General features: G+C 74.4%; 21 protein-coding genes. 5 read left to right on the top strand and 16 right to left on the bottom strand.

Annotated elements, in window-relative coordinates:
* The first annotated feature begins 112 nt into the window (after positions 1-112).
* A complete protein-coding gene (gene era, locus WN71_RS27350; RefSeq protein ID WP_046581828.1) occupies positions 113-1,066 on the top strand; it encodes a GTPase Era in 954 nt (317 codons plus the stop codon).
* Between the two features lie 374 nt (positions 1,067-1,440).
* Here the strand turns inward: era and WN71_RS27345 are convergent, their stop codons facing one another.
* The 3 genes from WN71_RS27345 to WN71_RS27335 form a co-directional block, all read right to left on the bottom strand.
* Positions 1,441-2,532 carry a carbohydrate kinase family protein gene (locus WN71_RS27345; protein WP_046581827.1) on the bottom strand — a complete coding sequence of 364 codons (1,092 nt, stop codon included), beginning with the start codon at positions 2,530-2,532 and terminating at the stop codon, positions 1,441-1,443.
* A 384-nt stretch (positions 2,533-2,916) separates the two neighbouring features.
* Complete coding sequence (locus WN71_RS27340) at positions 2,917-4,212, bottom strand: glucarate dehydratase family protein (protein WP_046581775.1); 1,296 nt, start codon at positions 4,210-4,212, stop codon at positions 2,917-2,919.
* Between the two features lie 52 nt (positions 4,213-4,264).
* A complete protein-coding gene (locus tag WN71_RS27335; RefSeq protein ID WP_046581772.1) occupies positions 4,265-5,206 on the bottom strand; it encodes a 5-dehydro-4-deoxyglucarate dehydratase in 942 nt (313 codons plus the stop codon).
* A 126-nt stretch (positions 5,207-5,332) separates the two neighbouring features.
* On the opposite strand from WN71_RS27335, the gene WN71_RS27330 reads away from it, so the two are divergent.
* Both WN71_RS27330 and WN71_RS27325 read left to right on the top strand, forming a co-directional pair.
* On the top strand, positions 5,333-6,133 hold the full coding sequence (locus tag WN71_RS27330) for an IclR family transcriptional regulator (protein ID WP_046581770.1): 801 nt from the start codon (positions 5,333-5,335) through the stop codon (positions 6,131-6,133).
* Positions 6,134-6,433: 300 nt separating this feature from the next.
* Positions 6,434-7,666: an MFS transporter gene (locus WN71_RS27325; RefSeq protein ID WP_046581768.1), complete on the top strand. Its 1,233-nt coding sequence runs from the start codon at positions 6,434-6,436 to the stop codon at positions 7,664-7,666.
* On the opposite strand, the gene WN71_RS27320 is transcribed toward WN71_RS27325, so the two are convergent.
* The 10 genes from WN71_RS27320 to hrcA form a co-directional block, all read right to left on the bottom strand.
* Positions 7,630-8,622, bottom strand: coding sequence for an adenosine deaminase (locus tag WN71_RS27320; RefSeq protein WP_046581766.1), 993 nt, complete (start codon positions 8,620-8,622; stop codon positions 7,630-7,632). The genes WN71_RS27325 and WN71_RS27320 overlap by 37 nt on opposite strands.
* 20 nt (positions 8,623-8,642) lie before the next feature.
* Complete coding sequence (locus WN71_RS27315; RefSeq protein ID WP_046581764.1) at positions 8,643-9,548, bottom strand: ribonuclease Z; 906 nt, start codon at positions 9,546-9,548, stop codon at positions 8,643-8,645.
* 6 nt (positions 9,549-9,554) lie between these two features.
* Entirely contained in the window at positions 9,555-9,908 is a 354-nt protein-coding gene (locus WN71_RS27310) for a histidine triad nucleotide-binding protein (protein ID WP_046581762.1), read from the bottom strand.
* A 264-nt stretch (positions 9,909-10,172) separates the two neighbouring features.
* Positions 10,173-13,367: a S41 family peptidase gene (locus WN71_RS27305; protein WP_046581825.1), complete on the bottom strand. Its 3,195-nt coding sequence runs from the start codon at positions 13,365-13,367 to the stop codon at positions 10,173-10,175.
* Positions 13,368-13,474: 107 nt separating this feature from the next.
* A complete protein-coding gene (locus tag WN71_RS27300) occupies positions 13,475-14,035 on the bottom strand; it encodes a hypothetical protein (RefSeq protein ID WP_240529785.1) in 561 nt (186 codons plus the stop codon).
* 88 nt (positions 14,036-14,123) lie between these two features.
* Positions 14,124-14,516 (bottom strand): VOC family protein, encoded by a 393-nt coding sequence (locus WN71_RS27295; RefSeq protein ID WP_046581760.1) that lies wholly within the window; start codon positions 14,514-14,516, stop codon positions 14,124-14,126.
* Between the two features lie 35 nt (positions 14,517-14,551).
* Positions 14,552-15,295, bottom strand: a complete 744-nt coding sequence (locus WN71_RS27290) for a 16S rRNA (uracil(1498)-N(3))-methyltransferase (protein WP_046581759.1) — start codon at positions 15,293-15,295, stop codon at positions 14,552-14,554.
* Positions 15,292-16,380: a nitronate monooxygenase gene (locus WN71_RS27285; RefSeq protein ID WP_046581758.1), complete on the bottom strand. Its 1,089-nt coding sequence runs from the start codon at positions 16,378-16,380 to the stop codon at positions 15,292-15,294. Before WN71_RS27285 ends, WN71_RS27290 begins: the two co-directional genes overlap by 4 nt.
* Before the next feature lie 168 nt (positions 16,381-16,548).
* The gene (gene dnaJ, locus WN71_RS27280; protein WP_046581757.1) at positions 16,549-17,688 is read right to left on the bottom strand and encodes a molecular chaperone DnaJ; all 1,140 of its coding nucleotides are present in this window, start codon (positions 17,686-17,688) and stop codon (positions 16,549-16,551) included.
* A 1-nt stretch (position 17,689) separates the two neighbouring features.
* Positions 17,690-18,706, bottom strand: a complete 1,017-nt coding sequence (gene hrcA, locus WN71_RS27275; RefSeq protein ID WP_046581756.1) for a heat-inducible transcriptional repressor HrcA — start codon at positions 18,704-18,706, stop codon at positions 17,690-17,692.
* A 177-nt stretch (positions 18,707-18,883) separates the two neighbouring features.
* On the opposite strand from hrcA, the gene WN71_RS27270 reads away from it, so the two are divergent.
* Positions 18,884-19,606 carry an MBL fold metallo-hydrolase gene (locus WN71_RS27270; protein ID WP_046581755.1) on the top strand — a complete coding sequence of 241 codons (723 nt, stop codon included), beginning with the start codon at positions 18,884-18,886 and terminating at the stop codon, positions 19,604-19,606.
* A gap of 91 nt (positions 19,607-19,697) precedes the next feature.
* Positions 19,698-20,513 carry a DUF3097 domain-containing protein gene (locus tag WN71_RS27265; protein ID WP_046581754.1) on the top strand — a complete coding sequence of 272 codons (816 nt, stop codon included), beginning with the start codon at positions 19,698-19,700 and terminating at the stop codon, positions 20,511-20,513.
* 62 nt (positions 20,514-20,575) lie between these two features.
* Here WN71_RS27265 and WN71_RS27260 read toward each other — a convergent pair whose 3' ends face one another.
* From WN71_RS27260 to WN71_RS27250, 3 genes are all read right to left on the bottom strand, one after another.
* Positions 20,576-21,079, bottom strand: coding sequence for a hypothetical protein (locus WN71_RS27260; RefSeq protein WP_046581753.1), 504 nt, complete (start codon positions 21,077-21,079; stop codon positions 20,576-20,578).
* Between the two features lie 26 nt (positions 21,080-21,105).
* Entirely contained in the window at positions 21,106-22,338 is a 1,233-nt protein-coding gene (gene hemW / locus WN71_RS27255) for a radical SAM family heme chaperone HemW (RefSeq protein ID WP_046581752.1), read from the bottom strand.
* A 241-nt stretch (positions 22,339-22,579) separates the two neighbouring features.
* On the bottom strand, positions 22,580-24,017 hold a 1,438-nt coding region (locus WN71_RS27250; protein WP_167382963.1), incomplete at its 5' end, for a PP2C family protein-serine/threonine phosphatase.

The raw sequence follows: 24,017 nt of genomic DNA, 5'->3' as shown, positions 1-24,017 counted from the left end.
TCACCATGCGCCGGGGTTGGGGGCACCGGGAGCCCGACCGCGCGGCGCCGCCGTGGGGGCCCCGGCGGCGCGCAGTGCGGCAGGGCTCCGGGGATCAGGGAGAATGGGCGGCATGAGCGTTCGCACCCAGTCATCGAAGCAGCCGGCCGAAGCCGACCACCGGGCCGGTTTCGCCTGTTTCGTGGGCCGCCCCAACGCGGGCAAGTCCACCCTCACGAACGCTCTGGTCGGGCAGAAGGTGGCGATCACCTCGAACCGGCCGCAGACCACCCGGCACACGGTGCGCGGCATCGTGCACCGGCCGGAGGCGCAGCTGATCCTGGTGGACACCCCCGGCCTGCACAAGCCGCGCACGCTGCTGGGCGAGCGGCTGAACGACGTCGTGCGCACGACGTGGGCCGAGGTCGACGTGATCGGCTTCTGCCTGCCGGCCGACCAGAAGATCGGCCCCGGTGACCGGTTCATCGCCAAGGAGCTCGCGGGCATCCGCAAGACGCCCAAGGTGGCGATCGTCACCAAGACCGACCTCGTCGACTCCAAGTCCCTCGCCGAGCAGCTCATCGCCATCGACCAGCTCGGCAAGGAGCTGGGCTTCGAGTGGGCGGAGATCGTGCCGGTGTCGGCGGTCGGCGGCGCGCAGGTCGAGCTCCTCGCCGATCTGCTGGTGCCGCTGCTGCCGGAGGGGCCCGCGCTCTACCCCGAGGGCGACCTGACGGACGAGCCGGAGCAGGTGATGGTGGCCGAGCTGATCCGCGAGGCCGCGCTGGAGGGCGTCCGGGACGAGCTGCCGCACTCCATCGCCGTCGTGGTGGAGGAGATGCTCCCGCGCGAGGACCGGCCGGCGGACAAGCCGCTGCTGGACATCCACGCGAACCTGTACATCGAGCGGCCCAGCCAGAAGGGGATCATCATCGGTCCCCAGGGCAAGCGGCTCAAGGAGGTCGGGATCAAGTCGCGCAAGCAGATCGAGGCGCTGCTGGGGACGCCGGTCTTCCTCGACCTTCATGTGAAGGTCGCGAAGGACTGGCAGCGGGATCCCAAGCAGCTGCGGCGGCTGGGGTTCTGAGGTCCCCCTCCGGGGCGGGGTCCCCTCCGGGGCGGGGCTGGTCGGGTGGCCACGGGGCCGCCGGGGTTCTCGCGCGGTTCCCCGCGGGCCCCTGGCGGGGGCTCGGCGGCGTGGATCTCTGCGGGCCGTCCTGGGCTGATCGCGCAGTTCCCCGCGCCCCTTTCAGGGGCTGGGGTGCGTGGGTCGCTGCGGGTCGTTTCTAGTTGATCGCGCAGGTCCCCGCGCCCCTTTCAGGGGGTGGGGTGCGTGGGTCGCTGCGGGCCGTCCTCGGTTGATCGCGCAGGTCCCCGCGCCCCTTTCAGGGGCTGGAGCGCGTGGGTCGCTGCGGGCCGTCCTCGGTTGATCGCGCAGGTCCCCGCGCCCCTTTCAGGGCGCTACGGGAGGCGGCTGCCGAAACCGATGGTGGGGACTGCTCTGCGGAGGGGCCAGGGGCGGGTCTGGGTCTCGGGAACCAGGTGGTCCAGGAACGCGTAGCGGCGCAGTGCCGCCCGGTTCTGGCGGTCCAGTGACTGCACCTTGCGCCACCACGCGCCGACCTCCGCCCAGCCCGGCGCGGACAGCGAGCCGCCGAACTCCTGGACCGACAGGGCCGCGACCAGGCCCGCGAAGGCGAGCCGGTCGGCGAGCGGCCAGCCCGCGAGGGTGCCGGTGACGAAACCGGCCACGAACACGTCCCCCGCGCCGGTCGGGTCGAGCGCCTCGACCTCGATCGCGGGCACCTCGGCGGTCTCCCCGGTACGCCGGTCCACCGCGTACGCGCCCTCCCCGCCCAGCGTCACCACGGCCACCGGGACATGCTCGGTCAGCGCGTGGGCCGCCGCCCGCGGGGTCGCCGCGCCGGTGTAGCGCATGGCCTCCTCCGCGTTCGGCAGGAACGCCTCGCAGTGCGCGAGGTCGGCGAGCCCGGCCAGGTCCCAGGCGCCGGTGTCGTCCCAGCCGACGTCGCCGAAGACCTTGGTGCCCTCCGCGGCGGCCTGCGCGATCCAGTGGGCCTGGCGGCCCGGCGTCAGGGAGGCCACGGCGGCCCGCGCGCGGGGCGGGCAGTCGGGGGCGGGCTCCTCGGGCGGCGGCTCGTGCCCGTGCGAGACCATCGTGCGCTCGCCCTCGTACGCCATCGAGACGGTGACCGGGCTGTGCCAGTGCGCGACCGTGCGCGAGGCGGACAGGTCGACGCCCTCACCCTGCTCCAGCGCGTCCCAGCAGTACTCGCCGTAGTGGTCGTCGCCGAAGGCCGCCGCGAGTGAGGTGCGCAGGCCGAGCCGGGCCAGCGCGGTGGCCATGTTGGCGATGCCGCCGGGGCTGGAGCCCATCCCGCGCGCCCAGGACTCGGTGCCGCGCACCGGGGCGGAGTCGAGCCCGGTGAAGACGATGTCGAGGAAGACGGTGCCCGTGAGGTAGACGTCCCAGGGTGGGCCGCCGGGGGTGCCGCGCAGGGCGGCGAGCGGGTCGACGTGGGGCGCCGACAGGGCCTGCCGGGCTCCCTGGTCCGGGGACGCGTCGAAGGCGTCGGAGGCGTTCACGGTGCGCTCCCTGACGTGGTACGGATCAGGCCAGTGTGCACCACGTCACCCAAAGGACGCCGGGCGTCACGCCGAGCCCCGCCGCCGAAAGGGACGCGAGGAACCGCGCGACCAGCCCACAACGACCGACACCGACCCACCCACCCCAGCCCCGAAAGGGGCGCGGGGAACTGCGCGACCAGCCCACAACGACCGGCACGGACCCACTCACCCCCGCCATCGAAGGGGCGCGGGGAACTGCGCGACCGGCCCCGACGGACCCGCACCCGCCGCCCTCACCCCCGCCCGACAGGGCCCCGCCCGGCAGGACCCCGCCCGGCAGGGCAACGCCTACCAGCGCGGCACAGAAGGCGCGACCCAGCCCGGCCGGGCAACCCGCATCGCCGCGGCGTCGTCCCGCTCCCGCAGCACCCCGTCCGCCTCGACCCACCGCCGGTGCAGGAACTCCACCCGCTCCCGGTCGAGTTCGACACCGAGCCCAGGCGCGTCCGACACCGCGACGGAACCGCCGTCGAACGCGATGCGCTCGCCGAGCACGTCCTCCGACTGCCACGGATAGTGCGTGTCGCACGCGTGGTGCAGATTCGGCACGGTGGCCGCCACCTGGGTCATCGCGGCCAGCGAGATCCCGAGGTGGGTGTTGGAGTGCATGGAGATGCCGACCCCGAACGTCCGGCAGATCGCGGCCAGTTGCTGGGTGTTGCGCAGTCCGCCCCAGTAGTGGTGGTCGGAGAGCACCACCTGGACGGCGCCCCGCGTGAACGCCTCCTCGATCTCCGCGAAGGTCGTCACGCACATGTTGGTCGCCAGCGGCACCCCGGTCCGTGCCGCGACCTCGGCCATCGCCGGGGTGCCGAGCGCCGGGTCCTCCAGGTACTCCAGGAGATCGCCGACCTCCTCGGCGACCCGCACCGACGTCTCCACCGACCAGGCGCCGTTGGGGTCGAGCCGCAGCGGCCGGCCGGGGAACGCCTCCGCGAGGGCCCGTACGGCCGCGATCTCCTCCTCGGGCGCGAAGACCCCGCCCTTGAGCTTGTACGACGTGAAGCCGTACCGCTCGGTGAACCGGCGGGCCTGCTCGACGATCCCGGCGGGGTCGAGGGCCGCCCCCCAGTCGTCGCGCTCGGCGGGTACGCCGTCGGGGTGGGCGGCCCACTTGTAGAACAGGTACGCGCTGTACTCGACCGCGTCCCGCACCTTCCCGCCGAGCAGCGCGTGCACGGGCAGGCCGAGCGCCTTGCCGAGGGCGTCGAGGCAGGCCACCTCGAAGGCGGAGACGACGGACAGGCGCAGCTTGTCGGCGGTCTGCACGCCCCGCAGCCCGCCGACGTCGACCCGCGCGGAGACCCGCGAGCGGTCCACGGCCAGTTCGTCGGCGACCGTGAACAGGCCGTTCAGGTCACTGACCTGACGCCCCTTCAGCTGCTCGGCGAACGGCCGGGCGAGTTCCAGGTACTTGGTGTCGCCGTACGTCTCCCCGACGCCGGTGATCCCGCCGGCCGTCACGATCTCCACGATCAGGCGGGGGGTGTAGGGCTGGTGCACGCCCTGCGTGTTGAGCAGCGGCGGGTCGGCGACCAGGATCGGGGTCAGCCGGACGTCGGCGATCGCGAGGTCGGCGTTCACAGGGCGGCTCCTACGGGATCGGCGGTCACGGCGGCTGCCACGGATGCGGCGGTCACAGGGCGGCTCCCACCAGGTCGAGGCCGGTGGCGAGCAGCGCCCGCAGCTCGGCCAGGTCGGCGGGCGAGGGGTCGGTGAGCGGGGCGCGCACGGGGCCGACGCGCTCGCCGCGCAGCCGGGCCGCCGCCTTGACGAGGGACACGGCGTAGCCGGGCACACGGTCGCGGATCTCCACGAGCGGGACGTAGAAGTCCCGCAGCAGCTTGTCGGCCGTACCGCCGTCGCCGTCGCGCAGGGCGGTGAAGAAGGCGTTCGCGACCTCCGGCGCGAAGGCGTGCACGGCGGAGGAGTAGGCGGGGACGCCCACGGCGGCGTAGGCCCGCGCCTGGATCTCGGCGGTGGCGGCGCCGTTGAAGAAGAGGAAGTCCTCCGGTGCGGCGAGGGTGAGCCGCTGGAGCCGGTCCAGGTCGCTGTGGCCGTCCTTGAGGCCGACGACGCCGGGGATGCGGGTGATGCGCCGGAACGCGTCGAGGCCGTAGGCGACCTGGCCGCGCTGGTAGGCGATCAGGGGCAGCCGGGTGCGGGCGGCGAGGCACTCCAGCTGGGCGACCAGGCCGCCTTGCGGGGCGGCGGTCAGGTAGTGCGGCAGGACGAGCAGGGCGTCGGCGCCCGCGTCCTCGGCGATGCGGGCGAAGCGGGCCGCCTGCGCCCAGCCGTAGCCGGTGCCCGCGACGACCGGGACCCGGCCCGCGGACTCCTCGACGGCGATGGTCACGACCTGCCGGTACTCGTCCTCGTCCAGGGAGAAGAACTCGCCGGTGCCGCAGGCCGGGAAGACGGCGCCGGGTGCGGTGGCGAGCCGGTCGGCGACATGGGCGCGGAAGCCGTCCGGGTCGAGGGTGCCGTCCTCGTGGAAGGCGGTGAGCGGGAAGGACAGCACCCCGCGGGCCATGCCGTCGCGCAGCCTGCGGACCGCCTCGGTGTGCGCCACCGTCATCCATCTCCCTATGTAGACGTCATCCACGTATGAAGACAGAGCCTAGATACGCGAACGCCCGGCGTCAACGACGCCCCGGCCCGCCCGGCGGCGACGGCTCCCCCGCCCGCCCCTTACGATCACCCCATGCCGGAGAGACCGGAGAGACCGGAGACGCCGGGCGTGCGCGAGGTGAAGTCGGCGGCGCGGACCGTCGAGCTGCTGGAGCTGCTCGCGGCGCGCGGCGACCGCCCGGCACGCCTCCAGGAGCTGGCCGACGAACTCGCCGTGCCGCGCAGCTCGATGTACGCGCTGCTCCAGACCCTGATCGCGCACGGCTGGGTGCGCACGGACGTCACCGGCTCGCTCTACGGCATCGGCATCCACGCCCTGCTGACCGGCACCAGCTACCTCGACTCCGACCCGCGCGTGCGCATCGCGCGCCCCCATCTCGACGAGGCGTCCGAGGCGCTCGGCGAGACCATCCACCTGGGCCGGCTCGACGGCCGTGACGTCGCCTATCTCGCGACCCGCGAGTCGCACGCCTATCTGCGCACGATCAGCAGGGTGGGGCGACGGCTGCCCGCGCACGCGGGAGCGCTGGGCAAGGCGCTGCTCGCGGAGCGCCCCGACGCGGAGCTGCCCGAGGGGCCCTTCGAGGCGCTCACCCCCAACACCCGCACCGGCAGACAGGCGCTGGCCGCGGACCTCACGGAGGTGCGCGAGCGCGGCTGGTCCGTCGACCGCGAGGAGAGCGTCCTCGGGATCGTCGGGTTCGGCTTCGCGCTGCGCTACGACTCCCCCGCACGGGACGCCATCAGCTGCTCGGTACCGGTGGCCCGGCTGACCCCGGCACACGAGGAACGGATCGTGGCGGTGATGCACGAGACCAGGGCGAGGATCGAGGCGACGGCCCCGACAACAGCAGGCGCCCCGAACTGGCGCTGACCCGCACCCCTTAGCGCCGCCCACCCCCAAAGGGGCGCGGGGAACTGCGCGACCGGGCCCCACCGGCCCGGGGTGGTGTCCGCCCACCGACGGATCGGGGCGCCCCAAGCCCAAGAGGGGACGCGCCTACCCCCCTCCCCCCGCCCCAAACCCACCGTGCCGCACATCACACCCAAACCGCTCTTCATCCACAACCAACCGCTTGATACAACTTGCTCGCGCGTTCCTGTCCCTCGACGGCCTGCGCTCCTCCCCTCCCCCCGAGCCGAGCCGCTCCTTCCGCATGCCCCGGGAACGCCCGTGTCCGCCCCCCGCATCACCCCCTGGCCCCTCGTCGCCCTCTTCACGGCCGGGTACCTGGCCCCCTATCTGCTGCCGACGATCGTCGGCAGGCTCGGGGCCTCCCTCGCCCTGTCCGCCACCCAGGCGGGCGCCATCGGCAGCGCGCTGCTGCTGAGTTCGGCCGCCGCCGGATTCCTGCTGGCCGGCCGGGCCGACCGGTTCGGGCCGCGTGCCCTCGCCCGCGCCGGGCTCGCCCTCGCCGTCCTCGGCTACGGCGGCGCCGCCCTGACCCATGCCGTACCGGCCGTGATCGCGGGCACCGTCCTCGGCGGCCTCGGCTCCGGCACGGCCACCACGGTCGCCGCCACCGGGATCGCCGCCCTGGGCGCACAGCCCGCCGGCGCCGGGTCCGGCGGATGGCGCCGCGACCCGCACCGGGTGTCCACGCTCGGCCTGCTCGGGGTCTCCGTGCTCGCGGCCGTCGTCTATCTGACCGTCCCGCACCTGGGCGCGGGCCACGCGCAGCCGCTGGCCGCGATCGCCCTCACCATGGTCGCGGTGTGGCCGCTCACCGGCCGCCTGCCGGCCCGGACGGCGACCGGACCCGGCCGCGCCGCGCACGGCCCGCTGCCCCGACCGCGCGCCGGCGCCGTCCTCGCCGCCGCGCTGCTGCTGTGGTCCCTGGCGCAGAACAGCCTGTGGGGGGTCAGCGGCCGGATCGGCACCACGCAGGCGCACCTCGGCGAGGCCGCCGTGGGCGTGGTGTTCGCGGTCGCGCTGGGCGCGGCCCTGCTCGGCGTGCTGGGCGCGGGCGCGCTCGGGCAGCGGCTCGGCCGGGCGCTGCCGATCGGCGGCGGGACCGTGCTGATCGCGGGCTGCATCGCGCTCAGCGCCTCGGCCCGGGACCTGGGCGGCTTCGCGTTCGGCGAGATCGCCTGGAACGTGCTCTACCCGGTCGTCCTGTCGTACGTCATCGGGCTGGCCGCCTCCCTGGACCCGCGGGGCCGCTGGGCGGTGCTGGTCGGCTCGGCGTCCTCACTGGGCACCGCGGCGGGGCCGCTGGCCGGCAGCCTGCTGGCCGCGCGGGCGGGCTACCCGGCGATGGGCACGGTGCTGGCCGCCGGGCTGCTGGCGGTCGCGGTGCCGATGACCGCGGTCGCCCTGCGCACCGGCGGCGCGCGCCGTCGCCCGGCGCCCGCCGCCGCGTCCGTCCGTTACGAGAAGGTGTACGCCTCCACCTCGGCGATGTAGCGCGCCCGGCGCTCCTCGTCGTGCTCCAGGAAGGAGGCGAGGAAGGAGTTGCGGGCGAGCTCGCGCAGCCTGTCCTCGGTGAGCCCGAGCCGCTCGGCCACCGCGTCGAAGTTGTCGCCGACGTAGCCGCCGAAGTAGGCGGGGTCGTCGGAGTTGACCGTGCACAGCAGCCCGGCGTCGAGCATGGCGGGCAGCGGGTGGTCGGCGAGGGTGTCGACGGTGCGCAGCCGGACGTTGGACAGCGGGCACAGCGTCAGCGGGATCCGCTCGCGCACCAGGCGCTCGACCAGCGCGCCGTCCTCCATGCAGCGCAGGCCGTGGTCGACGCGTTCGACGCCGAGCACGTCGAGGGCCTCGGTGATGTACTCGGGCGGGCCCTCCTCGCCGGCGTGCGCGACCCGGCGCAGGCCGAGGGCGGCGGCCGCCTCGAAGACCTCACGGAACTTCACGGGCGGGTGGCCGACCTCGGCGGAGTCCAGGCCCACGCCGGTGATCCGGTCGAGGTGGGGCTTCGCGGCGTCCAGGGTGGCGAGCGCCGACGCGGCGGACTCGTCGCGCAGGAAGCACAGGATCAGCGCGGTGGAGATCCCGTGGTTCGCCTCGCTCGCGCCGAGCGCCCGCCACAGCCCCTCGACGACCGTGCCCATCGCGACGCCGCGGGCCAGGTGGGCCTGCGGGTCGAAGAAGATCTCCGCGTGGCGCACGCCCTGTGCGGCGGCGCGGGCGAGGTAGGCGTTCGCGAGGTCCTCGAAGTCCTGCTCGGTACGCAGGACGGTCATCAGCTCGTAGTACAGGTTCAGAAAGGACTGGAGGTCCTCGAACCGGTAGGCGTGGCGCAGTTCCTCGGTGTCCGCCCAGGGCAGGGTCAGACCGTTGCGCGCGGCGAGCGCGAACGCCAGTTCAGGCTCCAGGGTGCCTTCGATGTGCAGGTGCAGTTCGGCTTTGGGGAGGGGCATCGCAGTATCGTACGGCGCTTTCACCTGCGCTTCGGGACCGGTACGCGCATGAGGTCCTGTGCCACGGTGAGCTCGCCCTCGTAGCCCGCGGCCCGCGCCTGGCGCTCGAACTCCTCCGGATCGGGGTAGCGCTGGCTGAAGTGGGTGAGCACGAGGTGCCGTACGCCCGCGTCGGTGGCGGTGCGCGCGGCCTGGCCGGCGGTGAGGTGCCCGTGCTCGGCGGCGAGCCGGGCGTCCTCGTCGAGGAAGGTGGACTCGATGACCAGCAGGTCGCAGCCCTCGGCGAGGGCCTGCACCCCGGGGCAGAGCCGGGTGTCCATGACGAACGCGAACCGCTGCCCGCGGCGCACCTCGCTGACGTCGTCCAGTGAGGTTCCGTCGAGGACGCCGTCGCGCTGGATGCGGCCCACGTCGGGTCCGGTGATGCCGTGCGCGGCGAGCTTCTCGGGCAGCATCCGGCGCCCGTCGGGCTCGGTGATGCGGTAGCCGTAGGACTCCACGGGGTGGGAGAGCCGGAAGGCCTCCAGGGTGTACGACGTCGTCCGCGCGAGGACGCCGTCGCGGGCGACGGGCGCCTCGGTGATGCCGACGGTCTCGCGGTAGGCGGTGGCGTACCGCAGCCGGTCGAAGAAGCGCTGCCCGGAGGCCGGGTAGTGGGCGGTGACCTCGTGCGGCACCTGGTCGAGGTTGATCCGCTGGATCACTCCGGCGAGCCCGAGGCTGTGGTCGCCGTGGAAGTGGGTGACGCAGATCCGGTCGATGTCGTGCGCCGCGACCCCGGCGCGCAGCATCTGCCGCTGGGTGCCCTCGCCGGGGTCGAACAGGAAGCCCTGGCCGTCCCAGCGCAGCAGATAGCCGTTGTGGTTGCGGTGGCGGGTGGGGACCTGGCTGGCGGTGCCGAGCACCACCAGCTCACGCACGGACACCGTCGCCTATCCGGGGGGCCACGCGAGGCCCCGGCCGCCGACCACGTGCGCGTGCGCGTGGAAGACCGTCTGCCCGGCGCCCGCACCGGTGTTGAAGACCACCCGGTAGCTGTCCAGCTGGTCCTCGTCGGCGACGGCCCGCGTCTCGCGCAGCACGTCGGCGGCGAGTTCGGGGGCCTCGGCGGCGAGGGTGGCCGCGTCCTTGTGGTGCGCCTTGGGGATGACCAGGACGTGCGTCGGCGCCTGGGGGTTGATGTCCCGGAAGGCGACGGTGGTCTCCGTCTCGCGGACGATGGTCGCCGGGACCTGCCCCGCGACGATCTTGCAGAACAGGCAGTCCTCCTGCGGCTCCCCTGCCATGCGGGTTCCCTCCGGGGGTTGATCGGTTTTGGGCATCGTATCGCCGGTGGGCACGGGGTCGACGGACGGCGGGCCGTCGTCCGGGCGGCGGGCTCTCCTCCGGACGGCGGGCCGTCGTCCGGGCGACGACAGCGGGCGGGACCGGGCGGGCGGGGCCGCGGGGGTCGCGGACCGGTGGGACCGCGGACGGCACGGGCCAGCGGGCCGCGGGCGGGGCGGGGCCGGGCCGGGTGGGGGCCCGTCCTGCCCTGCCCTGAACGTCCGTCAGGAAGGCGGTGACGGCGGGGTCTTCGCCGGGCTGGTCTCCAGCGTCTCCAGGGCCAGGCGGATCGCCTCGTCGAGCTGGGGGTCCCGGCCCGCGGCCCAGTCCTGGGGGCGGTGGAGCACCTCGATGTCCGGGTCGACGCCGTGGTTCTCCACGTCCCAGCCGTAACCCTCCAGCCAGAAGGCGTACTTGGGCTGGGTGACGAGGGTGCCGTCGACCAGCCGGTAGCGGCTGTCGATGCCGATCACGCCGCCCCAGGTGCGGGTGCCGACCACCGGGCCGATGCCGAGGGCGCGGATCGCCGCGTTGACGATGTCGCCGTCGGAGCCGGAGAACTCGTTGGCCACCGCGACCACCGGGCCGCGCGGCGCGTCCATCGGGTAGCTGTAGGGCCGCATCCCGCGCGGGTTGGCCCAGCCGACGATCCGCCGGGCCAGCTTCTCCACCACCAGCTGCGAGGTGTGCCCGCCGCGGTTCTCCCGGACGTCGACGACCAGGCCCTCGCGGGCCACCTCCACCCGCAGGTCGCGGTGGATCTGGGCCCAGCCGGGGGCCTGCATGTCGGGCACGTGCAGATAGCCGAGCCGGCCCCCGGAACGCTCGTGGACGTAGGCGCGCCGGTCGGCGACCCACGCGTGGTAGCGCAGCGGCTCCTCGTCGGCGATCGGCACGACGACCGCGTGCCGCGGGTCGCCGCCGCCGGACGGGGAGACCGTCAGCTCGACCGGCTTGCCCGCCGTGCCCACCAGCAGCGGTCCCGGACCGGTCACCGGGTCGACGCCCTGTCCGGCGACCGCGAGGATCGCGTCCCCGGCGCGCACCGCGACGCCGGGCGCGGCCAGCGGGGAGCGGGCGTCGGGGTCGGAGGTCTCCGCGGGCAGCACGCGGTCGATGCGCCAGCTGCCGTCGTCGTGGCGGGAGAGGTCGGCGCCGAGCAGGCCCTGGCGGGGGCCGCCGCCGGAGCCGCGCGGCGTGACGTAGGCGTGCGAGGTGCCGAGTTCGCCGTGCACCTCCCAGAGCAGGTCCACCAGGTCGTCGTGGGTGGCGACGCGGTCGAGGACGGGCCGGTAGCGGTCGAGGACGCCGTCCCAGTCGACGCCGCTCAGGTCGGCGCGCCAGAAGTTGTCCCGCATGATGCGGCCGTTCTCGTCGTACATCTGCCGCCACTCGGCGGCCGGGTCGACGCTCTGCCGCACCCGCCCGAGGTCGATGGTGAAGGCGGTGTCGCCGTCCTCGTCCGAGGAGGCGCGGCGGTCGCTGGGCACGACCCGGAGCCGGCCGTCGGACCACAGCAGGACCCGCTTGCCGTCGCCGCTGACCCGGAAGTGGTCGGCGTCGTCCGCGAGATGCTCCAGGCGCTGCTGCACGAGGTCGTAGCGCTGCAGCTCGCTGCGCGGGTCGGGGTCGTCGGGCCGCGCGCGGCTGGCGCCGAGCACGCCGTGCACCGGGTGCCTGAGCCACAGCACGCCGTCCTTGGCGGCCCGCAGGCCGGAGTAGCGGCCGGCCTCCACCGGGAAGGGCACGATCCGGTCGGCGAGGCCCTCCAGGTCGACGCGGGTGGCCGGGGTGCCCTCGCTGTCGGGTGTCTCGTCCTTGTCCGGCGCCTCGAAGGGACGGCCGTGCCGCTGCGGGCCGAACGGCGAGGGCGTGGTCGCGGCGAGTGTGATCAGGTGCGGGCGGTCGCCGACCACGAACGCGAGGTCGAAGACGTGCTCGTCGTAGACCGGGTCGAAGGAGCGGGTGGACAGGAACGCCAGGTGCTTGCCGTCGGCGGTGAACGCGGGCGCGTAGTCCTGGAAGCGCAGCGGGGTCGCCTCGGTCACCGACAGGTCGGTGGTGTTGGCGAGCCGGAGCTGGCGCAGCGGGCGCGGCCCGGGGTGCGACCAGGCGAGCCACGCCGAGTCGGGCGAGAAGACCAGGCCGGTGACGTCGCCGTCCTCGCTGCGGTCGACCTCGCGGACCTCGCCGGTCTCCCGCTCGACGAGCAGCAGCCGTCCGTCGTGCGCGGCGACCGCGGCGCGGCTGCCGTCGGGCGCCATGGCGAGGCCCAGCACCCGGCCGAGCCGGCCGGCCGCGAGGCGGCGCGGGGTGGCGCCGGGAGCGAGGCCGGTCGCGGGGGCGAACTCCAGCGCGTCGTCGCCCTCCGCGTCGGTCACCCACACCACCCACTCCTCGCCGTCCGCGCGGAAGGCCCTGGGCAGCCGGGCGCGTACGCCGGGCCGTACCGCGAGGGCACGGGCGGGGCCGGAGCGGTGGGTCACCCAGTGGACGCCGCCACGCACGCAGACGGCGCTGCCGCGGCCGGTGTGGTCGGGGGACGCGGAGCCGAACCAGCGGGCCGCGTCGACCGGGTAGGGCTGCTGGTCGACGCGGGGGCCGCCGAGCCGGATGTCCAGGCGGCGCGGCTCGGCGCCGTCCAGGTCGTCCAGGAGCCAGAGTTCGCCGGCGCTGGCGTAGACGACGCGGGTGCCGTCGGTGGCCGCGTGCCGGGCGTAGAAGGCGTCGAGGGGGGTGTGGCGGCGCAGGTCGGAGCCGTCGGCGAGGGAGGAGTACAGGGCGCCGGTGCCCTCGTGGTCGGAGAGGAAGGCCACTCGGTCGCCGACCCAGAGCGGCTGTTCCAGGTTGCCGTCGAGGTCCTCGTGCAGCCGGACGAACTCGCCGGGTTCGTCGCGGTCGATCCACAACTTGCCCGCGGTGCCGCCCCGGTAGCGTTTCCACCAGGCGGCCTCACGGCCCATCGGCGCGGACAGCAGCACGGTGTGCGGGCCGAACGCGACGTCGCCCACAGGGCCGTACGGCAGGGTGGTGGCGGGTCCGCCGTCGAGCGGGACGGCCCGCGCCCAGCTGCGGCGCAGGCTCGCCTGGCCCGCGGCGCTGACCGCGAGGATCTGCCCGTCGGGGGTCCAGCCGCGCACCTGGGTGCGCGAACTGCCCCAGTACGTGAGGCGTTTGGACGGTCCGCCGGCGACCGACGCGAGATGCACCTCGGGTGCGCCGTCGCGGGTGGAGGTCCAGGCGACGAGGGTGCCGTCGGGCGACAGGCGCGGATGGGTCACCGGCATGTTGTCGGCGCTGACGCGCCAGGCCCGTCCGCCGTCGAGGGGCGCGAGCCAGACGTCGTCCTCGGCGGTGAAGACGACCGTATCGCCACGCAGATGCGGAAAGCGGAGATACGCGGGCTGCTCGGGCGGCAGGGGGTGAGTCACCTGGTCAGCCTATGCAGCGGCGCCGGGCGACGGGAGGGGTTCGGATCACTTGCCGGTCCGCGACCACCGCCCACCCGGTGGCTCCCCGGCCCGGGTCACTTGCCCTCGACCGGCCAGCAGGTCGGGTCGCCCTTGCACCACAGGGTGCGGGTGACGGTCACGGTGACGGTCGGCTCGGGCTGTCCGCCGCTCGGCCGGTAGGTGACCGCGGGGGTCGACGCGGCCGTGCAGTCGCCGAGCCCGGAGACGCGGAACGCCTGCTTGCCGCCCACCGTCGCGACGAGATCGCCGCGCACGCAGGCCCCGTCGACGGCGCGGGTGACCTTGCCGGTCACGGTGATCTTCCTGCCGTCGTCGGTCTGCCCCTGGCAGTCCACGGAGGCGACGGTGGTCTGCGACGGCGAGGGCGACTTCCCCGGGGTGTACGCCTTGTCCGCGCTGCCGAAGTTCGCCGTGCAGCTGAGCCAGCGCACGTGCACATGGCGCCGGTTCAGCTCCGCGGTCGCGGTCTTGTCGGTGGTGTACGCCACCGACGCCGTGGTCAGCTCGCCCGGCTCGCACGCCACGGCGCCGCCGCCGGCGACCAGTGCGAGCGCCGCCACCGCGAACGCGCGCCGCTGCCGTCGCTCGGGTCGTAACCGTCTCAACACCCCCATGGGGGCAGCCTGCCACCACCTCGGCGGCCGCGGTAGGGCGCATGCGGCCACTCGAGCGCCCCGCGAGTTCCGCCGCCCGTACGGGTGTTCAGCCGCCGAACAGCAGCCACTGCTGGAGTTCGACGAGGTTGCCCTCGGGGTCCTTGAGATGGGCGACGCGCATCCGGTCGGTCATCGGGGCGGGGCCGTGCAGTATCTCCGCGCCACGGGCCGCGATGGTCTCGCAGTAGGTGTCCAGGTCGTCGATCCTGAGCACCACCAGGGAGCGGTGTCCGGTGGCCGAGTCGCCCAGTTCGCCGAGGACTTCGGCCATCATCGACCGGTCCTGGAGCGCGATGCCCGCCGATCCGGTGGCCGGGCTGAACTTCTCGTAGGGGCCGCCCTCGGCGCCCGACTGCGGCTTGAGGCCGAGGACTTCACCGTAGAAGCGGTAACAGGCGGCGAAGTCGCTGACGAGCAGCCGTACTTGAGCGAGTTCCAAGGTGTTCCTTCCCCGTGTGGTCGGTGCGGCTCAGGTCAGGACCAGCGGCCGGTCAGGCCGAGGAGCAGGGCGGCCGCGGCCGTCCCGGCGGTCGATGTACGCAGCACGCTACGCCCGAGGACGTAACTCGCCGCCCCCGCCTCGGCGAACGCCGCCAGCTCCTGGGGCGACACGCCTCCCTCAGGGCCGACGACGAGCACGATCTCGCCCTCGGCGGGCAGTTCGGCGGTCGCGAGGGACCTGTCGCCGCTCTCGTGCAGCACGGCGGCGAAGTCGGCGCGCGCCAGCAGCTCGGCCACCTGCCTGGTGCTCGCCGCGTCCGCGACCTCGGGGAAGCGCGCCCGCCGGGACTGCTTGCCGGCCTCGCGGGCGGTGGCCCGCCACTTGGCGAGCGCCTTCAGGCCGCGGTCGCCGCGCCACTGGGTGATGCAGCGGGAGGCCGCCCACGGCACGATCGCGTCGACGCCGACCTCGGTCATGGTCTCCACCGCCACCTCGCCCCGGTCCCCCTTGGGAAGGGCCTGGACGACGGTGATGCGGGGCTGCTCCCGCGGTTCCTCGACGACCTTGTCCAGGCCCGTGAGGACGAGGCGGTCCTTGCCCTCGGCGGCCTTGACGACGCCCTCGACCCAGCGGCCGCGGCCGTCCGTGAGGACGACGTCCTCGCCGGGGCGCAGCCGCTTGACGGACACCGCGTGGCGTCCCTCGGGGCCGTCGAGGACGAACTCCCCCGCCTCGAAGGCCGGAAGGGGGTCGAGCACGAACACCGGCGCGGTCATAGGACGTCTCCTCCCGCCTGCGGAAACGCAGACAACGCTGTCGTGGCGGCGGCGAGTTCGCCGGCCAGCACCTCCACCAGCCGCCCCGCGGGCAGCTGCCGGGCCATCCGGTGGCCCTGTCCCGCCCACAGCGCCATGCCCTGCGCGTCGTCCGCCTTCGCGGCCGCCTTGCGCAGCGGCACGGTGAGGTGGTGCACCTCCGGGTAGGCGGCCGGGGCGTACGGCCCGTGCTCGCGCAGGAAGCGGTTGACCAGGGCGCGGGCCGGGCGCCCGGAGAAGGCCCGGGTCAGGTCGGTGCGCACGAACAGCGGGTTGATCAGGGCCTGTTTGTGCACGGTGGGCGCGCCCGACTCGGGGGTGGCGAGGAACGCCGTGCCGAGCTGGGCCGCGCTCGCGCCCTCGGCGAGCACCGCGGCGATCTGCCCGCCGCGCATGATGCCGCCCGCGGCGACGATCGGGATGTCCACGGTCTCGCGGATCTGCGCGACGAGGGAGAGCAGCCCGATGCCGGTGCCGTCGTTCTCCTGGATGTCGCGGTGGGTGCCCTGGTGGCCGCCCGCCTCGACGCCCTGCGCGATCACCGCGTCCGCGCCGGCCCGCTGCACGGCGAGCGCCTCCTCGGCGGTGGTCGCGGTCACCAGGGTGAGGGTGCCGGCCCGGCGCAGCGCCTCCAGGGTGTCCTCGCTCGGCACGCCGAAGTGGAACGACACGGCGGCCACCGGCTTGTCGAGCAGCACGGCGAGCTTGGCGTCGTAGCCGTCGTCCCGGTCGCGGTCCGGGTCGCCGAGCTCGGTGCGGTACCAGGCGGCCTCGCCGGCCAGCTGGTGGGCGTAGACCTCCACGGCGGAGAGGTCGGAATGCTCCGGTTGCGGCATGAACACGTTCACGCCGAAGGGGCGGGAGGTGAGTCCCCGCAGCTGCTTGATCTCCTGGTACATGCCGTCGGCCGTCTTGTACCCGGCGGCGAGGAAGCCGAGCCCGCCCGCCTCGGACACGGCGGCGGCGAGCTGCGGGACGGATACGCCGCCCGCCATGGGGGCCTGCACGATCGGTAGTGGGAAGAGATCGGTCAGTGCGGAGGACATGACGGCATGTTGTCACGTCCCCCCAACAAGTCCGAATCCAGCCTTCCGCCCGGCATAGGCCAATGGCACGCCCCCGGCCGGAGGTCCGGCCGGGGGCGTCCCCGGGCTGGTGGAAAGCGCTCGCGGAGCCGCCGTCGGCGGCCTTCGAAGCCCTTCCGGTGGCCGCCGTCAGCGGCCGTTGAAGGCGTCCTTCAGGCGGGAGAACAGGCCCTGCTGGCCCGGCTGGAACTGGCCCGTCGGGCGCTCCTCGCCGCGCATCTTGGACAGCTCGCGCAGCAGCCGCTCCTGCTCCGGGTCGAGCTTGGTCGGGGTCTGCACCTCGACGTGCACGATCAGGTCGCCGCGACCGCCGCCGCGCAGGTGCGTGACGCCCCGGCCGTGCAGCGGGATCGACTGGCCGGACTGGGTGCCGGGCCGGATGTCGACCTCCTCCATGCCGTCCAGGGTCTCCAGCGGCACCTTGGTGCCGAGGGCGGCCGCGGTCATCGGGATGGTGACCGTGCAGTGCAGGTCGTCGCCGCGCCGCTGGAAGGTGCTGTGCGGCAGCTCGTGGATCTCGACGTACAGGTCGCCGGCCGGTCCGCCGCCGGGGCCGACCTCGCCCTCGCCGGCCAGCTGGATGCGGGTGCCGTTGTCGACACCGGCCGGGATCTTGACGGTCAGGGTGCGCCGCGAGCGCACCCGGCCGTCACCCGCGCACTCCGGGCACGGGGTCGGCACGACCGTGCCGAAGCCCTGGCACTGGGGGCAGGGGCGGGAGGTCATGACCTGGCCCAGGAAGGACCGGGTCACCTGCGACACCTCGCCGCGGCCGCGGCACATGTCACAGGTCTGCGCCGCCGTGCCGGGGGCCGCGCCCTCGCCGTTGCACGTGTTGCAGACGACGGCCGTGTCGACCTGGATGTCCTTCGTGGTGCCGAAGGCCGCCTCGTCGAGCTCGATCTCCAGCCGGATCATGGCGTCCTGGCCGCGGCGGGTGCGCGAGCGCGGTCCGCGCTGCGACGCCGTGCCGAAGAACGCGTCCATGATGTCGGAGAAGTTGCCGAAGCCGCCGGCGCCGAAGCCACCGGCACCGCCCGCGCCGCCCGCCTGCGAGAGGGGGTCGCCGCCGAGGTCGTAGACCTGCTTCTTCTGCGGATCCGACAGGACCTCGTAAGCGGCGTTGATCTCCTTGAACCGCTCCTGCGTCTTCGGATCGGGATTGACGTCCGGGTGCAGCTCGCGGGCGAGCCGCCGGAACGCCTTCTTGATCTCGTCCTGCGACGCGTCGCGGCGCACGCCGAGTACGGCGTAGTAGTCCGTGGCCACTTCAGGACTCCGCCAGGATCTGTCCGACGTACCGTGCCACTGCGCGTACCGCTCCCATCGTTCCCGGGTAATCCATGCGGGTCGGTCCGACCACGCCGAGCTTGGCTACTGCCTCGCCGCCCGAACCGTAGCCGACCGAGACCACGGACGTGGAGTTGAGTCCCTCATGCACGTTCTCGTGACCGATGCGCACGGTCATGCCCGAATCCTTCACCTCGCCCAGGAGCTTGAGGAGCACGACCTGCTCCTCCAGCGCCTCGAGCACGGGACGGATCGTGAGAGGGAAGTCATGGTTGAAGCGGGTCAGATTGGCGGTGCCGCCGATCATCAGCCGCTCCTCGTTCTCCTCGACCAGTGTCTCCAGAAGGGTGGAGAGCACGGTGGAGACCGTACCGCGGTCCTCGACGTCGAAGGCCTCCGGGAGGTCCTCCACGAGTCGCGGCACGTCGGCGAACCGGCGGCCCGCGACCCGGCTGTTGAGCCGCGCCCGCAGATCCGCCAGCGAGGCCTCGCCGAACGGCGCCGGGCAGTCCACCAGCCGCTGCTCCACCCGGCCGGTGTCCGTGATCAGCACGAGCATCAGCCGCGCGGGCGCGAGCGACAGCAGCTCCACGTGGCGCACGGTCGAACGGGTCAGGGACGGGTACTGCACCACCGCGACCTGCCGGGTCAGCTGCGCGAGCAGCCGCACCGTGCGGGCCACCACGTCGTCGAGGTCGACGGCGCCGTCGAGGAAGTTCTGGATCGCGCGCCGCTCGGGCTGGGTCATCGGCTTGACGCCCGCGAGCTTGTCGACGAAGAGCCGGTAGCCCTTGTCGGTGGGGATGCGCCCGGCGCTGGTGTGCGGCTGCGCGATGTAGCCCTCGTCCTCCAGGGCCGCCATGTCGTTGCGCACCGTCGCCGGGGAGACGCCGAGGCTGTGCCGTTCGGTGAGCGCCTTGGAGCCCACCGGCTCCTCGGTGCCGACGTAGTCCTGGACGATGGCGCGCAGCACCTGGAGCCTGCGTTCACTCAGCATCCCGCGCACACCTCCAGCCGTCGTTCCCGTATGTCGTTCCTGTGGCGCTTCGCCTGGCACTCTGCGCGCGCGAGTGCCAGCGCTCCCCAGCTCAGTGTACGGCCGTGGGGTACGCCCCGGGCAAGGTCCGCCGCCGGGGTTCGGGTGCCGTCGGCGTCGTAGGGCTAGCGTCGCGGTATGACGGTGACTTGGGAAGAGCTGGGGTGGGAGCGGGTGGCGTCCGGGGTGGGACGCCGCAGGCTGCCGCGCTGGGACTGCACGGCGGGGCTGGTGGTCGGCCGGGGCGCGGCGCTGGTCGTCGACGCGGGGTCCGGGCTCGGGGAGGGCGCGCGGCTGCGGGCCCAGGCGGAGGCGCTGGCGCATCACCGTGTGACCCATCTCGCTCTCACCCATCCGCACTTCGACCACGTTCTCGGCGCCCCGGCCTTCGCGGGCGCCGAGGTGTTCGGCGCGGTCGGGGTCGGGGCGGTGTTCGCGCACGAGGCCGGGGAGCTGCGGGCGGACGCGATCCGGTGCGGTCTGGAGGCGGCCGCGGCGGACGAGGCGCTCGACGTGCTGACCGCGCCCCGCCACGAGGTCAGCGGCGAGTGGACGCTGGACCTCGGGGGCGGCGTCCAGGTGCTGATCGCGAACGTCGGCCCCGGCCACACGGCGCACGATCTGGCGGTCCTGGTGCCGGGCGATCGGGAGGTGGTGTTCTGCGGCGACCTGCTGGAGGAGTCGGGCGAGCCGCAGGCGGGCCCCGACGCGGTCCCGGCCCGGTGGCCGGCCGCGCTCGACCGGCTGCTCGCGCTGGGCGGCGAGGACGCGCGGTACGTGCCAGGTCACGGGGCGGTGGTGGACGCGGCGTTCGTACGACGACAGCGCGACGAGCTGGCGGCACGGTTCGGCGTGTCGTGAGCAGGGGTCCGGTGTGTGACGCGTGCCCGGTGCACGTCGATTTTCGGCGTGTCGTGGGTCCGTCCGGGTCGGTTCTCCTATCGTCGTTCGAATGCGCCAGTACTCTCCGGACCTGACCCCGCCCTGGAAGAAGCCGCAGCCCGTCCCCGAGGTGCCGGCGGAGCCCGGCCTGGTCGTCGAGGAGCCCGGCACGGGCTACTGCGGCGCGGTGATCCGCTGCGAGGCGGGCACGGTCACCCTGGAGGACCGCTTCGGCAAGCACCGGGTGTTCCCGCTGGAGCCGCGGGGCTTCCTGCTGGAGGGCCGGGTCGTGACCCTGGTGCGCCCGCCCGCCGCGGGCCCGGCGCGCCCGGCCCGTACCGCCTCCGGTTCGGTCGCCGTCCCGGGGGCCCGCGCACGGGTCGCCCGCGCCGGCCGGATCTACGTGGAGGGCCGGCACGACGCCGAGCTGGTCGAGAAGGTGTGGGGCGACGACCTGCGCGTCGAGGGCGTGGTCGTGGAGTACCTGGAGGGCGTCGACGACCTGCCGTCGATCGTCGCGGAGTTCGCGCCGGGCCCGGACGCGCGCCTCGGCGTCCTGGTGGACCACCTGGTCCCGGGCACCAAGGAGTGGCGCATCGCGCAGTCGGTGACGAGCGAGCACGCGCTGGTGGTCGGGCACCCGTACATCGACATCTGGGAGGCCGTGAAGCCCGCCTCGCTGGGCATCGCGGGCTGGCCGCGGGTGCCGCACGGTCAGGACTGGAAGACGGGTGTGTGCCGGGCGCTGGGCTGGCCGTCGGAGAACACGGGCGCGGTGTGGCAGGCGATCCTGAAGCGGGTGGGGTCGTACAAGGACCTGGAGCCGGAGCTGCTGGGCCGGGTGGAGGAGCTGATCGACTTCGTCACGGACAGCGGTGGGGCCTGATGTCGGCGAAGGCGCCGAACCGGAACCCCGGGGCTGTTCACCCCGCCGGGTGATCGGCCGCCCTACGCCCGCGTCTCCTCTCCGAACAGCAGGTGCTGCGGGGCGTAGCGCCACAGGGCGCGTTCGCAGGGGGTGCGGCAGAGCATGATGTCGATGAGTTCGGCCTCGCCGTCGCGGAACCGCAGCTCCAGCACGACGATCTTTCCCCACCGGCCCGGCGGCGATCGGAACCAGCCACCCATGGGGCTCGTCTGCCGCTGGACGCCGACCCCGTCCAGCTCGTCCCACGGGATCAGCTCGGCACCCCGGGCGGACAGCCGCCACACCCCGGAACGGTCGAAGGCGAGGGCCCGCCCGCGCTCCCGCCAGGCCAGCAGGAGCTGCCGGAAGCCGAGGACCGCGAAGGGCAGGAACAGCAGGCCGATCGGGCTGCCGGTGACGACGGCGGCCAGCCCCAGCGAGCCGATGAGACACGCGGGCAGCGCGGGCAGCACCAGTACGGGCAGCCGCCGCAGCGCCCACCGCACCACGATCGCGTTCTCGTCGGGTTCACCGCCAGGGATCATGACGGCGAAATCTAGACCCGCGGGGCTCAGTCCACCAGATCCCTGACGACGGCGTCCGCGAGCAGCCGCCCGCGCAGGGTGAGGACCGCGTGGCCCGCGTCGTACGGCTCCCGCTGGAGCAGGCCGTCGGCGAGCGCGCGGCGGGCGGCCTCGCGGCCCCTCTCGTGCAGCAGGGACAGGGGCACGCCCTCGCGCAGCCGCAGCTCCAGCAGGACGCGCTCCACCCGTCGGTCCTCGTCGCTCAGCAGCTCACGGCCCGCGCCGGGCGTACGGCCGGACGCCAGGGCCGCCGCGTACGCCCCGGGGTGCTTGACGTTCCACCAGCGGACGCCGCCGACGTGGCTGTGCGCGCCGGGGCCCGCGCCCCACCAGTCGGCGCCGCGCCAGTACAGCTCGTTGTGCAGGCAGCGTCCGGCGTCCGAGGTGGCCCAGTTGGAGACCTCGTACCAGTCGAAGCCCGCCGCCGACAGCGTCTCCTCGGCGATCAGATAGCGGTCCGCGTGGACGTCGTCGTCCGTCATCGGGACCTCGCCCCGGCGGATGCGGCGGGCCAGCTGGGTGCCCTCCTCGACGATCAGGGCGTACGCGCTGACGTGGTCGGGACCCGCGCCGATCGCCGCGTCCAGGGAGGCCCGCCAGTCGTCGTCGGACTCCCCCGGGGTGCCGTAGATCAGGTCCAGGTTGACGTGCGCGAAACCGGCCGCGCGGGCCTCGGCGACACAGGCCTCGGGGCGGCCCGGGGTGTGGGTGCGGTCGAGGATGCGCAGCACGTGCTGCTTCGCGCTTTGCATGCCGAAGGAGATCCGGTTGAAGCCGCCCTCGCGCAGGGTCGCGAGATAGGCCGGGTCGACCGACTCGGGGTTCGCCTCCGTCGTGACCTCCGCGTCGGGCGCGAGGCCGAACTCGTCGCGGATCGCGGCCAGCATCCGCACGAGGTCGCCGGCCGCGAGCAGGGTCGGGGTGCCGCCGCCGACGAAGACCGTGCGGACCGGGCGCGGGTCGTCGCCGAGCACCTTGCGGGCGAGGCGGACCTCGTCGATCAGGGTGTCCGCGTAGTTGTCGCGGGAGGCGAGCACGCCGCCGGTGCCGCGCAGCTCCGTCGCGGTGTACGTGTTGAAGTCGCAGTAGCCGCAGCGGGTGGCGCAGTAGGGGACGTGCAGATAGAACCCGAGCGGGCGGGCGGCGGCCCCGGCGAGCGCGGACGCGGGGAGCGCGCCGTCGTCGGGGACGGGTTCGCCGTCGGGAAGAGCGGAAGGCATGGACCCATTGTCCAGGACACGAGCCCACCCGCGGCCCGGTGGGTGGCCAGCCGCGCGGTTCCCCGCACCCCTTGAGGGGGCCTGGGCAGGGGCCCACCAGGGGCGCGGGGAACTGCGCGATCAACCCCCACCGACCCGCGGACGACCACCGCCCCCCGACCCCGCGCAGGCGCAGGCGCCTTCAAGGGGCGCGGAGAACCGCGCGAAAGCCCCCCACCGGCCCGCGGCCGACCACAGCCCCCTACTCCCCCGAGCGGAGCGCCACCGCCTGGAGGACCAGCAGCGCCAGGTCGTCCTCCGGCGGACGCCCCCCGAAGTCGTGGACCAGCCGCCGGATCCGCTCCGCGATGTCCTCGGCCCCGAGCCCCGCGCAGCCGGCGAGCGCCGCCGCGAGCCCGTCGCCGTCGTCGAACTGGCGGGAGCCGGAGCGCCGCTCGGTCACTCCGTCCGTCACGCACAGCAGGCTGTCGCCGGGGCCCAGCGCGAAGCTCTCACTGGTGTACGACGCGTCCTCGATCACCCCGAGCAGGGTCTGCGGCTGCGCGGCCGTACGCACCGACCCGTCGCGGCCCAGCAGCAGCGGCAGCGGATGCCCGGCCGAGGCGAGGGTGCAGCGGACGCCGCCGTCGAAGGGCGCGAGCTCGCCGTAGAGCAGGGAGAGAAAACGTGTCTGCGGACCGTCGCCCGCGGCCACCGCGCGGCCGCCCGCCGCGACCAGCGCGCGGGCCGCCGCGTCCGCCGCCTCGGTGGCGTCGTCGAGCAGAAGCTGGTTGAGGCGGTCCAGCACGTCGGCGACCCGGTAGCCCTCGCGGGCGAGCAGCCGCAGCCAGGGCCGGGCAAGCCCGATGACCACGGCCGCCTCGGGGCCCTTGCCCTGGACGTCGCCGACGGCGAAGCACCAGCGGCCGTCGCCCGCCGGGAAGAGGTCGTAGAAGTCCCCGCTGGGGCCGCCCTTGTCGCAGGGTTCGTAGACGAGGGCGCTGGCCACCCCGGGGATCTCGGCGACGGCCCCGGGCAGCAGGCCGCGCTGGAGCACGGCGCTGATGGTGGCCTGGCGGGCGTACTGGCGGGCCGCCCCGATGGCGAGCGCGACCCGGCGGCTGAGGTCCTCGATCAGCCCGGTGATCTCGTCGGGGAAGCGCGCCAGGCCGCGCCGCCCGATGACCAGCGTGCCCAGCGGGCGGCCCCCGGCGATCAGCCGGTACGCCAGCGCCGTGCCGTGCGTGTCGTGCGGGCCGACGGCGGCGGCGCCGGGCCAGGGGTAGGGGGCGGGCCCGGCGCGCAGGCCGTCGGGGTGGCCGGGCGGGTCCTTCTCCAGGGCGCGGCGCAGCGCGTCGATGCTGTTCTCGCTGGTGTGCCAGACGCGGGCGAGGCGGGGGCCGGTGCCCGCGGCGGGGCCGCCCCAGCCGTCCGTGTCGCCGCCCGGGGCCGGGTGCGGCGGCCCCCAGCGCCCGGTGGACTCGTCCTCCAGCCAGACCGCGCACCAGTCGGCGAGCCGGGGCACGATCAGCTGGCCGGCCAGGGCGGCGACGAGGTTCTCGTCGAGCTGCCCGGCGAGCAGGTCGGACGCCTCGGCGAGGAAGGACAGCGCCCCGCGGCCGAGCCAGTCCCGGTCGCGCTCGGCCCGCGAGGGACCGTGGCGTTCAGCCGGGGGCGGGGGGAGCTGGGCGGGGAGGGAG

The organism is Streptomyces mangrovisoli (assembly GCF_000974985.2).
GTDB lineage: Bacteria > Actinomycetota > Actinomycetes > Streptomycetales > Streptomycetaceae > Streptomyces > Streptomyces mangrovisoli.
This window is presented reverse-complemented; position numbering and strand designations above follow the sequence as displayed.

Excerpts from the sequence above, each read along its gene's own strand:
- era (WP_046581828.1), top strand. The coding sequence starts at position 113 with ATGAGCGTTCGCACCCAGTCATCGAAGCAGCCGGCCGAAGCCGACCAC.
- WN71_RS27335 (WP_046581772.1), bottom strand. The coding sequence starts at position 5,206 with ATGACGGTGGCGCACACCGAGGCGGTCCGCAGGCTGCGCGACGGCATG.
- WN71_RS27330 (WP_046581770.1), top strand. The coding sequence starts at position 5,333 with ATGCCGGAGAGACCGGAGAGACCGGAGACGCCGGGCGTGCGCGAGGTG.
- WN71_RS27320 (WP_046581766.1), bottom strand. The coding sequence starts at position 8,622 with ATGCCCCTCCCCAAAGCCGAACTGCACCTGCACATCGAAGGCACCCTG.
- WN71_RS27310 (WP_046581762.1), bottom strand. The coding sequence starts at position 9,908 with ATGGCAGGGGAGCCGCAGGAGGACTGCCTGTTCTGCAAGATCGTCGCG.
- WN71_RS27300 (WP_240529785.1), bottom strand. The coding sequence starts at position 14,035 with ATGGGGGTGTTGAGACGGTTACGACCCGAGCGACGGCAGCGGCGCGCG.
- WN71_RS27290 (WP_046581759.1), bottom strand. The coding sequence starts at position 15,295 with ATGACCGCGCCGGTGTTCGTGCTCGACCCCCTTCCGGCCTTCGAGGCG.
- WN71_RS27285 (WP_046581758.1), bottom strand. The coding sequence starts at position 16,380 with ATGTCCTCCGCACTGACCGATCTCTTCCCACTACCGATCGTGCAGGCC.
- hrcA (WP_046581756.1), bottom strand. The coding sequence starts at position 18,706 with ATGCTGAGTGAACGCAGGCTCCAGGTGCTGCGCGCCATCGTCCAGGAC.
- WN71_RS27270 (WP_046581755.1), top strand. The coding sequence starts at position 18,884 with ATGACGGTGACTTGGGAAGAGCTGGGGTGGGAGCGGGTGGCGTCCGGG.
- WN71_RS27265 (WP_046581754.1), top strand. The coding sequence starts at position 19,698 with ATGCGCCAGTACTCTCCGGACCTGACCCCGCCCTGGAAGAAGCCGCAG.
- WN71_RS27260 (WP_046581753.1), bottom strand. The coding sequence starts at position 21,079 with ATGATCCCTGGCGGTGAACCCGACGAGAACGCGATCGTGGTGCGGTGG.
- hemW (WP_046581752.1), bottom strand. The coding sequence starts at position 22,338 with ATGCCTTCCGCTCTTCCCGACGGCGAACCCGTCCCCGACGACGGCGCG.